The organism is Rhodococcus sp. MS13 (genome assembly GCF_013277835.1).
Lineage (GTDB): Bacteria > Actinomycetota > Actinomycetes > Mycobacteriales > Mycobacteriaceae > Rhodococcus_F > Rhodococcus_F erythropolis.
The window spans coordinates 60,599-73,124 of the sequence record NZ_VBTL01000007.1; the positions used below are offsets into that span (position 1 = coordinate 60,599).

Annotated in this window: 9 protein-coding genes; 4 read left to right on the forward strand and 5 right to left on the reverse strand. The window is 64.8% G+C overall.

Features of this window, described 5'->3' with window-relative positions; genetic code table 11:
• Window positions 1-21: 21 nt before the first annotated feature.
• The 5 genes from FEZ59_RS14485 to FEZ59_RS14505 all read right to left on the reverse strand — a co-directional run bounded on the left by FEZ59_RS14485 (window position 22) and on the right by FEZ59_RS14505 (window position 6,868).
• Window positions 22-2,127: a 3-hydroxyacyl-CoA dehydrogenase NAD-binding domain-containing protein gene (locus FEZ59_RS14485; RefSeq protein ID WP_047888396.1), complete on the reverse strand. Its 2,106-nt coding sequence runs from the start codon at window positions 2,125-2,127 to the stop codon at window positions 22-24.
• The gene (locus tag FEZ59_RS14490; RefSeq protein ID WP_003942598.1) at window positions 2,128-3,348 is read right to left on the reverse strand and encodes a thiolase family protein; all 1,221 of its coding nucleotides are present in this window, start codon (window positions 3,346-3,348) and stop codon (window positions 2,128-2,130) included.
• A 161-nt stretch (window positions 3,349-3,509) separates the two neighbouring features.
• On the reverse strand, window positions 3,510-4,799 hold the full coding sequence (locus tag FEZ59_RS14495) for a ribonuclease D (RefSeq protein ID WP_019748264.1): 1,290 nt from the start codon (window positions 4,797-4,799) through the stop codon (window positions 3,510-3,512).
• Between the two features lie 11 nt (window positions 4,800-4,810).
• Complete coding sequence (locus FEZ59_RS14500; RefSeq protein ID WP_172932823.1) at window positions 4,811-6,217, reverse strand: wax ester/triacylglycerol synthase family O-acyltransferase; 1,407 nt, start codon at window positions 6,215-6,217, stop codon at window positions 4,811-4,813.
• 60 nt (window positions 6,218-6,277) lie between these two features.
• Window positions 6,278-6,868: a DUF3000 domain-containing protein gene (locus FEZ59_RS14505; protein WP_019748266.1), complete on the reverse strand. Its 591-nt coding sequence runs from the start codon at window positions 6,866-6,868 to the stop codon at window positions 6,278-6,280.
• Window positions 6,869-7,066: 198 nt separating this feature from the next.
• Here FEZ59_RS14505 and hemE point away from each other — a divergent pair, with 198 nt between their 5' ends.
• Genes hemE through FEZ59_RS14525 form a run of 4 tightly spaced genes read left to right on the forward strand, consistent with a single transcriptional unit; the run spans window position 7,067 to window position 12,523 of the window.
• The gene (gene hemE, locus FEZ59_RS14510; protein WP_020907577.1) at window positions 7,067-8,134 is read left to right on the forward strand and encodes a uroporphyrinogen decarboxylase; all 1,068 of its coding nucleotides are present in this window, start codon (window positions 7,067-7,069) and stop codon (window positions 8,132-8,134) included.
• Window positions 8,131-9,492 (forward strand): protoporphyrinogen oxidase, encoded by a 1,362-nt coding sequence (locus tag FEZ59_RS14515; RefSeq protein WP_172932824.1) that lies wholly within the window; start codon window positions 8,131-8,133, stop codon window positions 9,490-9,492. The genes hemE and FEZ59_RS14515 overlap by 4 nt, the downstream gene beginning before the upstream one ends.
• A gap of 4 nt (window positions 9,493-9,496) precedes the next feature.
• Window positions 9,497-10,192 (forward strand): hydrogen peroxide-dependent heme synthase, encoded by a 696-nt coding sequence (gene hemQ / locus FEZ59_RS14520; protein WP_019748269.1) that lies wholly within the window; start codon window positions 9,497-9,499, stop codon window positions 10,190-10,192.
• A gap of 54 nt (window positions 10,193-10,246) precedes the next feature.
• A complete protein-coding gene (locus FEZ59_RS14525) occupies window positions 10,247-12,523 on the forward strand; it encodes a molybdopterin guanine dinucleotide-containing S/N-oxide reductase (RefSeq protein WP_113683579.1) in 2,277 nt (758 codons plus the stop codon).
• The last annotated feature ends 3 nt before the right edge of the window (window positions 12,524-12,526 follow it).

The window sequence follows — 12,526 nt, forward strand, 5'->3', positions numbered from 1 at the left end:
GTGACGGGTCGATCGACTGACTCAGACGCTGGCAACACCAGGCGCGAGGAAGCGCTTGCCGTTGACAGCCTCGGAGGTACCGGTCCGGTCAAGGTACGGCGTGATGCCGCCGTTCCAGAATCCGAACCCGCCGCCGAGCAGCAGGCAGAGGTCGATGTCCTCGGCTGCCGCTACGACGCCCTCGTCGAGCATGATCTGAATTTCCTCGGCAAACGCACGACGTGTGCGCTCGAGGACCTCTTCCGAAGTGGACACCTTGTCACCCTGCGGCCACAGTGCGGCGACCTCGGGATCGACGGCCTGACCGTTCTCGCCCCAGGTCCACACGCCGGGCTTGCGAGCCTCGACGAGTGCTTCGAGTCCAGGTGAGCTCTTGAACCGGTCCGGGTACGACTCCTGCAGAGTCTCACCGGTGTGCAGAGCCACTGCGGGTCCGACGAGGGCCAGCAAGGTGAACGGCGACATGGGCATGCCGAGTTCGGCGATGGCGTTGTCCGCGACGTCGAAGGGGGTGCCTTCGTCGACGGCGGACATGACCTCACCCAAGGTGCGGGTGACGAGGCGGTTGAAGACGAAGCCGGCCTTGTCGCCGCACAGGACAGCAGACTTCTTCAGTGACTTCGCGGTGGCGAAAGCCGTTGCGAGCGTAGCGTCGTCGGTCTTGCTGCCCTTGATGATCTCGAGGAGTGGGAGAACGGCAACCGGGTTGAAGAAGTGGAAGCCCACCACGCGCTCGGGATGCTTCAGCTCGGACGCCATCTCCGTGATGGAGAGCGACGAGGTGTTGGTCGCGAGGATGGTTTCGGGAGCGATGAACTGCTCGAGTTCCGCGAAGACCTTCTTCTTGACGTCCATGTTCTCGAAGACGGCTTCGATGACGAAGTCGGTCTTGGCAAACGCGGCCTTGTCGAGTGAGCCGGAGACGAGCGCCTTGAGGCGGTTCGCAGCGTCGGGGGACAGGCGTCCCTTGCCCTGGAGCTTCTCGATTTCGGTGTGGACGTAACCGACACCCTTGTCGATGCGCTCCTGGTCGATGTCGGTCAGGATGACCGGCACCTTGAGCTGGCGGACGAAGAGCAGTGCGAGCTGGCTGGCCATGAGACCGGCACCGACGATGCCGACGCCGCTGACCTTGCGGGCGAGCGAGCGGTCGGGTGCTCCGGCGGGGCGCTTGGCGCGCTTGTTCACCAGATCGAAGGCGTACAGACCTGCGCGGAGTTCGTCGGTCAGGAGAAGATCGGCAAGAGCCTCGTCCTCGGCCGCGAAGCCCTTGTCGAGCGAGGCGGCATCGGTGATGTCGGTACTGCGAGCCAGTTCGAGCAGCTCGACGGCCTTGACGGCGCCGGGAGCGTTGCCCTTGGTCTTGCCGTCGACGATCGCCTTCGCACGAGCGATCGCGTCGTCCCAGCCCTGGCCACGATCGATCTCGGGGCGAGCGGGGGTCACTGTGCCGGCGAGGACCTGCGACGCCCAGGCGAGGGACTGCTCGATGAAGTCGGCAGAATCGAGAACGACGTCGACGACGCCGAGTTCGAGTGCCTTCTTGGGGGAGAGCACCTTGTTCTGGTTCAGCGAGTTCTCGATCACCACGGTGACGGCGTTCGACGGGCCGACGAGGTTGGGGAGCAACTGCGTTCCGCCCCAACCGGGGACCAGACCGAGGAATGCTTCCGGAAGACCCAGTGCGCCCGCATTGGCGGCAACCGTGCGGTAGTGGCTGTGCAGGCCGACCTCGAGGCCGCCGCCCAGAGCGACACCGTTGATGAAGGCGAACGTGGGAACGGACGACTCACGCAGGCGTCGGAACACCTTGTGACCCAAGCGGCCCAGCTCGAGTCCCTGCTCGCGAGAGGTGATCGCGGGAACACCCTTGAGGTCCGCGCCGGCGGCGAAGATGAACGGCTTGCCGGTGACGGCGATGGCAACCGGGTTGGCTGCAAAGGCTTCGTCGAGGGCAGCGTCGAATGCTGCGAGTCCGCCGGGACCGAATGACGACGGCTTGGTGTGGTCGAAGCCGTTGTCGAGGGTGATCAGTGCAAACGGGCCCTCGATGCCGGGGACCGAGATGATCTTCGTGTAGGCGTTCGTCACGACCTCGTCGGCGAATGCTGTTGCAATATCAGACATTTAGTTAACCCCTGCCTGGTAGTCAGCGTGGTTCGGGTTCTCCCAGATGACGGTGCCGCCCATGCCGAGGCCGATGCACATGGTGGTCAAGCCGTAGCGCACGTCGGGACGCGTCGCGAACTGGCGGGAGAGCTGCGTCATCAGGCGAACGCCCGAGGAAGCGAGGGGGTGGCCACACGCGATGGCGCCGCCCCACTGGTTGACGCGCGGGTCGTCGTCGGCGATTCCGTAGTGCTCGAGGAACGCGAGGACCTGAACGGCGAACGCCTCGTTGATCTCGAAGAGTCCGATGTCCTCGATCTTCAGGCCGGTGCGTGCCAGGAGCTTCTCGGTGGCGGGAACCGGGCCGATGCCCATGACGGCGGGGTCGACGCCCTGGTAGGCGAAGCCCACCATGCGCATGCCGACCGGCAGGCCGAGCTCGGCTGCGGTGTCCTCACCGGCGAGCAGTGCTGCGGTGGCGCCGTCGTTGAGTCCGGCGGCGTTACCGGCGGTGATGCGTCCGGCCGGGCGGAACGGCGTCTTGAGCTTCGCGAGATCTTCGACGGTGGTTCCGGGGCGCGGCGGCTCGTCTTCGGTGGCCAGACCCCAGCCCGCGGAACTGCGGGTGGCGACGGGGACCAGGGTGTCGGCGATGAAGCCGGCCTTCTTGGCAGCGTCGTACTTGTTCTGGCTGTTGACGGCGTAGGCGTCCGTGCGGTCCTTGGTGATGGTCGGGAACCGGTCGTGCAGGTTCTCGGCTGTGTTACCCATCACGAGGGCGCTCGGGTCGACCAGGCGGTCGGCGAGGAAGCGCGGGTTGGGGTCTGCGCCCTCACCCATCGGGTGGTGGCCCATGTGCTCGACGCCACCGGCGATCACGACGTCGTACTGGCCGAAGCCGATGCCCGACGCGGTGGTGGTGACGGCGGTCATCGCGCCGGCACACATGCGGTCGATGGCGAATCCGGGAACGGTTTCGGGGAGACCGGCGAGGATCGCAGCGGTGCGGCCGATGGTCAGGCCCTGGTCACCGGTCTGCGTGGTGGCTGCGACAGCCACTTCGTCGATCCGTGCGGGATCGAGCTGCGGGTTACGGCGAAGCAGCTCACGAATCGCCTTGACGACGAGATCGTCTGCGCGCGTGTCGGCGTACATGCCTTTCGGGCCGGCCTTGCCGAACGGGGTGCGAATGCCGTCGACGAAGACGACGTTGCGTTGGTTGTTTGTGGATGGAGCCACGCGAATTCCTCCTGATGGAGCTGCCCACCACTCCGAAGTGCGGTGAGACGTTGGTTCGGCGATCACGGCCAGGCGTCCGGCCTCGTATCGAGCGTACTACTGCCCATTACTGACCGGTAACTTAACGTGCCGAATTGCTCCAACCTCACACCGGGGTCAGGTCAGGATTCAGGCTCTTCTACTTCGGGCTCGGCCGGGACCACGGAGTTCAGTGCCTCGGCGAGGACGGGAACCGTCAAAGTGCGTTGCCAGCCACGTGCGCCACCGGAAGTGAGCTTGGTCTCGATTGCGCTCTCGACTTCGGTGATGTCGGAGTCGGGTTCCAACTTCCAGTCCCAGCACAGGCGCCTGACCAGGTCGGGTTGGAGCAGATTCTCCACGGGCACCGACACTTCCTTGCTCAGGTCCGACAGTGCGGCCCGAGCCGCCGTCAGTCGATCGGCCGCCGCCGGGTCCTGGCGAGCCCACCGGCCGGCGGCAGGGGGTCCGACGATCGGCGGGGTCTTCGGCGGAAGCTCGCTGTCCGGGAGCCTGCGCGCAGCTTCCAGCGCGTCCATCCACACACGCGAATACCGGCGTTGACGTGGTCCGCCGAACACGGGAAGCGAACGGAGCGCATCCAGCGACTGAGGATCTTTGAGAGCGGCGTCGATGATGGCGGAGTCAGGGAGAACCCGGCTCGGCGACACGTCGCGCTTGCGCGCGAGATCCTCACGCGCCTGCCACAGCGCCCGTACTGCCGCCAACTGCCGAGTGGTCTTGAGCGAGGTGATGTGCGATGTACGACGCCAACGGTCGGGCTTGGGCTTGGGCGGGCCGGCCAGACGGATGTACTCGAACTCCTCCTTCGCCCACTCGAGCTTGCCCTGGGATTCGAGTTCGGCTTCCATGGCGTCGCGCAGTTCGAGAAGCACTTCGACGTCGAGGGCGGCGTAGTTCAACCAGGCGTCCGGCAGCGGACGTGTCGACCAGTCCGCGGCCCCGTGACCCTTGCGAAGTTCCACCCGCAGGGTTCGTTCCACTATCGCGGCGAGTCCGACTCGTTCGAACCCGGCCAGTCGACCGGCCAGTTCGGTGTCGAACAGCTCGGCCGGTGTCAGGCCCAGTTCGGCGAGGCCGGGGAGATCCTGATCGGCCGAGTGCAGCACCCATTGCAACGGGTTGATCGCCTCGGCCAACGGCTGCAGGTCCTGCGCTGTCGGAATCGGGTCGAGCAGGAACGATCCCGCTCCTTCGCGTCGGAGCTGGATCAGGTACGCCCGTGCCGAATAACGGAATCCGGATGCTCGCTCGGCGTCCACGGCGAGCGGGCCGTGGCCGGAGGCCAGCGCGGCCGCGGCGTCGGCGACACCGGCGGCAGTGGTGATGACGTCCGGAACTCCGTCACGCGGAACGAGCAGCGGAACTACGTCGGAGGTGGGCTCGGTTGCATCATCGGTGACTTCGGACATGGTCACTGACTCTACGTCGCAGTCGAGGCCGGGGTTGTCACCTCAGCGTCGAACAGTTCGTCGAGTGCGGCTCCGAAACCTTGCGCGAGCTGGTCCAATTCGGGTGCCAGATCGGAGCAACTGACGATGCCGACGTCGAGTTTTCCGTCGAGTGACATCACCGTCACGTTGAGTCCTGCCCCGTGAAAGATCGGGCCGAGCGGGAACATTCCCTTGATCTGGGCGCCGAGGAAGTAGAGCGGGACCGGCGGCCCGGGCACGTTCGAGACGACCAGGTTGGACACGACGGGGTGACGCTCGGCGAGTTTGAGCGACGAGTACACCCGCATGGCGGCGCCGAACACCGCCGGCGATGCGAACTGGGACCAGTCCTGGAGCATGTTCGCGCCCAGAGCCTCGTTGTGGTTCTTCGAGGTGGCGTTGTAATCGCTGATCGCGTGCAGACGCTCGACCGGATCGCCGATCTGGGTGCCCAGCTGCGTGAACATGCCCGAGATCTGGTTTGTGCCCGGCCGATCGGATTTACCGTGGACCGATACGGGGACCATCGCGACGAGTGAGTCCTCCGGCAGTTCGTCGCGGTCCTCGAGGTAGGTCCGCAAAGCGCCCGCGCACAGCGCGAGAACCACATCGTTGACCTTGACGCCGTGGCGATCTTTGACGGCTTTGACCTTCGCGAGATCGAGCTGGCTGAAGGCGACGTTGCGGTGGCCGGTGATCGCGCCGTTGAACGAGGTCCGCGGCGCGGTGAAGGGAGCAGGCATCGCTTCACCCTTGCGTGCACGCGTCACCCACTTGGGGAGCATGGCGATTCCGCCCGGGACCAGACGGGCGATTCGTGCGGGCCGGGCGATGACGGCCATGAGTCCGCCGATGGCGATGTCCAGCGTTCCCGCGTCGCCCGCACCCTGTGCGGTGGGATCCACGAGCGCCGGTGAATCCGGTTCGAGGCTGCACAGCTGAGCGAGGATGTTCGCGCCGGTGACGCCGTCGGCAGCGCTGTGATGAATCTTCGACATGACGGCGATCTGTCCGTCGGCAAGTCCCTCGATGACCCACATCTCCCACAGTGGGCGGGAACGATCCAGCGGTTGGCTCGCGATGTGTCCGGCGAGTTCTGCCAGTTCCGCGTGTGTGCCCGGAGCAGGTACCGCGGTCCGGTGGCAGTGCCGCTCGATGTCGAAATCGTGATCGTCGACCCACACGGGGTAGTCGAGATTGAGGCGGGAATCTTTGAGTTTGCGCCGGAAGGTCGGCATGGTGGCCATCCGCGAGTCCAACTCGCGAAGCAGCTTCCGGTAGTCGTAACCGCCCGGAATGGTCGAGGGGTCGAGCAGTACGAGTCCACAAACGTGCAATAGCTGGGTCGGTGTTTCCAAGTAGAGGAAGGTCGCGTCGAGTCCGCTGAGACGTTGCATGACTCATTTTAGAACAGGTTCTAGTATTTTTCCGGGGGAATGCGTAAACGAGTAGTGGAGTTAGTCGCCCTGCCGCGACAGCGTGGTTATCCCGGCAGGCGGAAGTCCTGCCGCGTACGCGAGAACTTCACAGAAAGCCTCGACGTGGTGAGCCAATTCCGATGACGTTGCAGTCCAGGATGCTCGTAACTCGAGTTGGTGGGCTCGCGGCGGGCCCGCGATGTCGCCGTATCGCACGGAAGTTGTGGCTGTGACCGTACCGCCCAGGGCCACAAAAGGTTCCGGTCCGGCTTCGAGTGCGTCCACCAGCCAACTCCAGGCTACTTCGGGAAGTAGTGGATCCGCGGCGACGGCTTCGTCGAGGTCGGCCTGTATGTAGGCCACCAACCGCATGGTGCCGTTCCACGCCTCGTCGCCGTCCGGATCGAACAACAGGATCAGGCGACCGAAAGCGTCGCCTTCGGACTGCTCGGCCACGACGTCGGAGTCCGGGTGCAGAACCTCGGCTCCCACTGCGTGGCTGTACGGAGCGAGACGCTGCGGCGGACGGATGGGACCGACCTCTATCTCGGGCCGAACCCGCGCAGCGGTCATCGCCTCCACGGCGGCACGGAACTCGGCCGGGTCGGCTGTCGATCCGGATGTCGTCACAGGTCAGGACGTTAGTCGGGGATAAGGGCGGGTAGGTGGAGGCGCGCCGACCGAGTGTGGTTCGGGTGTGTGGCCGCTCACGAACCGCTCGGGTGTCCGATCCCGAGTGTGGGACATGGCAGCATTGAGTCGATCGAAGACACACGTTGGCGGAGAGCGCGAGGACTGATGAGCGGGTTGGACAACATGAATTCAGGCATGACCGGGTCGGCGGAATACAGCGCTCGGCGAGTTTTGCCCGACGCACCGTTGCTCGCCGCGGCGACCGGACGCACTCCGAGTCGACGGCCGGTGTGGTTCATGCGCCAGGCCGGACGTTCATTGCCGGAGTATCGCGAGATCCGCGCGGGGATCGGCATGTTGGAGTCGTGTTTCGATCCGGCGCTGGTCTGTGAGATCACGATGCAGCCGGTGCGTCGTCACGATGTAGACGCGGCAATCCTGTTCTCGGACATCGTTGTTCCGCTCAAGGCTGCGGGAATCGATCTCGACATCGTTGCCGGCGTCGGACCGGTGGTTGCCAATCCGATTCGCTCCATCGCCGACGTCGCGGCCCTCCCTCGATTGGTTCCCGAAGAGGTCGGGGCGATCGCGCAGGCCGTTCGACTTCTCACCACCGAGTTGGGCTCGACTCCGCTGATCGGCTTTGCCGGAGCGCCGTTCACCTTGGCGTCGTATCTGGTCGAGGGTGGTCCGAGCCGGAACCACGAGAAGACCAAGGCGCTCATGCACTCCGATCCGAAGACCTGGCACGCGTTGCTCGGAAGCCTGGCAGACACCACGATCTGCTTCCTGCAGACGCAGCTCAAGGCGGGTGTCGACGCGGTTCAGCTGTTCGACTCGTGGGCCGGCGCGCTCTCGCTGGCCGATTACCGGGAATTTGTTCTCCCGCATTCCGAACGGGTGTTTGCCGAGGTTGCCGCTGCCGGCGTTCCGCGTATCCACTTCGGTGTCGGAACCGGTGAACTTCTCGGCGCGATGGGGGAGGCAGGTGCCGACGTCGTGGGTGTCGACTGGCGGATTCCGCTCGACGTCGCGGCCGGTCGTGTCGGTCCGGGCAAGGCGCTGCAAGGCAATCTCGATCCCGCTGTACTGTTCGCGGGCCCCGAGGTGATCGATCGTGAGGTGCGCCGGATCGCCGCTGAAGGTGACCGCGCGATCGAAGCCGGTGCCATCGGCCACATCTTCAACCTCGGCCATGGAGTTCTTCCCGACACCGATCCCACGGCGATCACCTCGGCGGTGGAGCTGGTGCACTCGCTGTGACAACCACTCGGCCGTCGGTCGCGGTGATCGGAGGCGGAATCTCCGGTCTGGTTGCCGCGTACCGGCTTCGGCGCAGTCTGGGCTCCGTTGCCGACATCACGGTCGTCGACGACTCTCCGCGACTGGGCGGGAAGCTGCGAACGATTGATCTTGGCGGTGGCCCGATCGACATCGGCGCCGAGGCGTTCATCGCCCGTCGGCCCGAAGTCCCTGCGCTTCTCGCCGAGCTGGGACTGACCGATCAGATCGTTTACCCCGCGGGGTTGAGCCCGTTGATCTGGTCCCAGGGCTCACTGAATCGACTTCCTGCCGGAACCTTGATGGGAATCCCGGCATCGTCCGAGTCGGTGAGAGATCTAGTCGACGAGCAGACGCTGTCGCGCATAGCTGCCGAACCAGGCGTTCCGTTCGAGTGGACCCGCGGTTCCGATTGCAGTGTTGCCGAACTGGTTTCACAGCGATTCGGTGATCAGGTGGTCAGCCGATCGGTGGATCCCCTTCTCGGCGGGGTGTACTCGGGCCTGGCGGAGACCATCGGAGTGCGTGCAGCTTTGCCGACACTCGCTGCTGCGCTCGATGCGGGCGCTCAGAGCCTCACGGATGCAGTTGCAGCCGCAGTGCCGACACCTGCACCCGGACCAGTGTTCGGAGCGCTCAGGGACGGTTACGGCATCTTGCTCGATGCGCTGCGGCAGGCCGCCGACGCGACGTTCGTCCGCGGCGAGGCTTCCGGGTTACGCAGGGACGGGACGGGGTGGAACGTCGATCCGCTCGGCAGCGTCGACGCGGTGATTCTGGCTGTTCCGGCGCCGCGCGCAGCGGTGCTGTTGGCCGGCGTCGATGCGGATATTGCGCGTATCGCGTCGCGGATCGAACTGGCGTCGTCCGCGGTGGTGGCGCTCCGCCTGCCCGGTCAGGTCGACCTTCCGCAGAATTCGGGGATCCTGGTTGCCACCGACGCCGACCTGACCGCCAAGGCGTTCACGCTGTCGAGCCGAAAGTGGACGCACCTCGCTGATCGCGGCGAGCATCTCGTTCGGGTGTCGTTCGGTCGATTCGGCGCATCGGAGATCGTCGACCGGCCGGATGGTGAACTGATCGAACTTGCGCGCGCCGATCTCGAGACCGTGACCGGAATCACCGAGGAGCCAGGAGCGAGCTTCGTACAGCGGTGGCACGGCGGTCTTCCCCAGTACTCCCCAGGTCACACGGAAATCGTGGCTGAAATCGAGTCCGGGATGACGCAGTTCGACGGCCTCGAAGTAGCCGGGTCGTGGCTGCACGGCGTCGGGGTTCCGGCGTGTGTCGCAGTCGGCACGACGGCGGCTACACGGATATTCGAGCGAGTGGCACGATAGACCCATGGCACGCCTTGATTTCGACAAACTGAACTCTGAAATCCGTTACCTCATGTTCTCCGTGTTCCAGGTGGAACCCGGTGTGCTGGGCGATGATCGGGAAGCTGCGGTCAAGGACGCCCGCTTGTTCTTCGAGGGTCTCGAAGACAAGGGCGTCGTGGTTCGCGGCATCTACGACGTCGCCGGCTTGCGCGCCGACGCGGACTTCATGATCTGGACCCACGCGGCCAGCATCGAGGAACTTCAGGCCGCGTACGCGGATTTCCGCCGCACCACCGTCCTCGGACAGGCCAGTGCTCCCATCTGGAGCAACTCGGCGGTGCACCGCCCCGCGGAGTTCAACAAGAGCCACGTGCCCTCGTTCATCGCGGGTGAGGATCCGGGCGACTACATCTGCGTTTACCCGTTCGTCCGCTCGTACGAGTGGTACCTGCTCCCCGACGAGGAGCGTCGCAAGATGCTCGCCGATCACGGTATGGCTGCTCGTTCGTACAAGGACGTTCGCGCCAACACGGTCCCGGCCTTCGCTCTGGGGGACTACGAGTGGATTCTCGCGTTCGAAGCGCCTGAGCTCATCCGTATCGTCGATCTGATGCGCGATCTGCGTGCCACCGAAGCTCGCTTGCACGTTCGCGAAGAGGTGCCGTTCTTCACCGGGCCGCGCGTGGACATCGAGAAGCTGGTCCTTTCCCTACCCTGATCTACTTCGAAAGTAGTTTCTGTGACAACTGCACCGAACCGGCGTCGTCAACACATGTCCCATTGGGGAATGTTCACCGCCGAATCGGTCGCCGGCGAGGTGACCGCCGTGCATCCCTACGAGGGTGATTCGAATCCCTCGCCGATGCTCGGGAACCTCGCCGGTTCGGTGCGCAGTCGGGCTCGCGTTTCGGGCCCGGCGGTGCGCCGCGGTTGGCTCGAGACCGGACCTGGTCCCAGTGACCGACGTGGCGCGGACGAGTTCGTCTCGGTCTCGTGGGACGAACTGACCGAACTCCTCTCCCGCGAGTTGCGTCGCGTGGTCGACACGCACGGGAACAACGCGATCTTCGGCGGCTCGTACGGCTGGGCCAGCGCCGGTCGATTCCATCACGCGCAGAGCCAAGTTCACCGATTTCTGAATCAGCTGGGTGGATACACCAAGTCGGTCCACAGCTACTCGCTCGGTGCCACCGGTGTCATCATGCCGCGTGTGGTCGGAACTCACTGGAAGTTGTTCGCGCGCTCCACGTCGTGGGACGTCATCGCCAAGCACTCCGATCTTCTCGTCTCGTTCGGGGGAGTGCCGATCAAGAACACCGGCGTCAATGCCGGTGGTACGAGCGATCATCCGACGCGCGGGGCGCTCGACGCATTTCGTACCCGCGGCGGAAAGATCGTCTCCTTCAGTCCGTTGCGCGACGACGTCGATGGTGACTGCGAGTGGATCGCACCCGTTCCGGGAACCGACGTGGCAATCATGCTTGCCCTGGCGTTTGTCCTGGCGTCGGAGGACCTGCACGATCGCGATTTCCTGAACCGCTTCTGCGTCGGCTACGAACGCTTCGAGGATTACCTGCTCGGACGTGCCGACGGTGTACCGAAGGATCCGCGCTGGGCGCAGAAGATCTCCGGGGTGCCGGCGGAGTTCATCACCGACCTGGCTCGGAGAATGGCGTCCGGCCGGACGCTGGTGACCGTCACGTGGTCGTTGCAACGCATCAAACACGGTGAGCAGGCACCGTGGATGGGCGTGACACTCGCCGCGATGCTCGGCCAATTCGGGCTTGCGGGTGGCGGTTTCGGCCACGGCTACGGTTCGATGAACGAGCCGGGTCTGGCTCCGGTGCCGTATCCGTTGCCGACCTTCTCACAAGGTGTGAATCCGGTGCCCGATTTCATTCCGGTGGCCGCGATCTCCGATCTCTTGCTCTCGCCCGGCGAGGAGTTCGACTACGACGGCAGGCGCCTGACCTATCCGGATATTCGGTTGGTCTACTGGGCCGGTGGCAATCCGTTTCACCACCACCAGGATCTCCCGAGGCTGCGACGGGCATTTGCGCGTCCGGACACGATCGTCGTTCACGATCCCTACTGGACGCCGATGGCCCGCAATGCCGACATCGTTGTCCCGTCGACAACGTCGCTCGAACGAAATGACCTGAGCTGCACACGAAATGATCCACTTCTGGTCGCGATGCAGCAAGTAGTTCCACCTTTCGCGAACTCGCGAGACGACTACGACACGTTTGCCGCTCTGGCTTCTGCGCTCGGATTCGGGGAGCAGTTCACCGAGGGGAGATCCTCACAGGAGTGGATCGAGCATCTCTACGGTCAATGGCGGCCGTTCGTCGATGCAGACGGCGGCAACACACCGACGTTCGAGGATTTCTGGTCGGACGGGCACTACCGGATGCGAACCGAAGACAACCTCGTGCTCTTCGGTGACTTCCGCGAGGACCCCGAGAAGTATCCGCTCTCGACTCCGAGTGGGAAGATCGAGATCTTCTCCGAGACCATCGAGTCTTTCGGCTACGACGACTGCGCCGGCCATCCGCGCTGGTACGAGCCCGACGAGTGGCTGGGTGGACCACGGGCCACGCAATTCCCGCTTCACTTGATCGCCAACCAGCCCAAGACGCGGCTGCACAGCCAACTCGATCACGGCGCTGCGAGCCAGGCATCGAAGATTCAGGGACGCGAGCCGATTCGTATGCACCCCGATGCAGCGGCCCAGCGCGGCGTGTCGGCTGGGGACGTGGTGCGCGTATTCAACGATCGCGGGGCGTGCCTGGCTGGTGTGATCGTCGATTCGGATTTGCGGAGCGACGTCGTCCAGTTGTCGACCGGGGCGTGGTACGACCCGCTCGATCCTGCCGATCCCGATTCGCTGTGTGTTCACGGAAATCCCAACGTTCTTACGCCGGACGTCGGCACGTCTTCGCTTTCGCACGGGTGCACCGGCCAGCACGTTCTGGTGCAGATCGAGAAATTCGAAGGGGTTCTGCCGCCGGTCAAGGCGTTCGATCCGCCCGTGCTTCGTTCGCGCTGACGG

What these genes read in the sequence shown, in the direction of transcription:
- FEZ59_RS14485 (WP_047888396.1), bottom strand. Translation starts at nt 2,127, where the DNA reads ATGTCTGATATTGCAACAGCATTCGCCGACGAGGTCGTGACGAACGCC.
- hemE (WP_020907577.1), top strand. Translation starts at nt 7,067, where the DNA reads ATGACCGGGTCGGCGGAATACAGCGCTCGGCGAGTTTTGCCCGACGCA.
- FEZ59_RS14495 (WP_019748264.1), bottom strand. Translation starts at nt 4,799, where the DNA reads ATGTCCGAAGTCACCGATGATGCAACCGAGCCCACCTCCGACGTAGTT.
- hemQ (WP_019748269.1), top strand. Translation starts at nt 9,497, where the DNA reads ATGGCACGCCTTGATTTCGACAAACTGAACTCTGAAATCCGTTACCTC.
- FEZ59_RS14525 (WP_113683579.1), top strand. Translation starts at nt 10,247, where the DNA reads ATGTCCCATTGGGGAATGTTCACCGCCGAATCGGTCGCCGGCGAGGTG.
- FEZ59_RS14500 (WP_172932823.1), bottom strand. Translation starts at nt 6,217, where the DNA reads ATGCAACGTCTCAGCGGACTCGACGCGACCTTCCTCTACTTGGAAACA.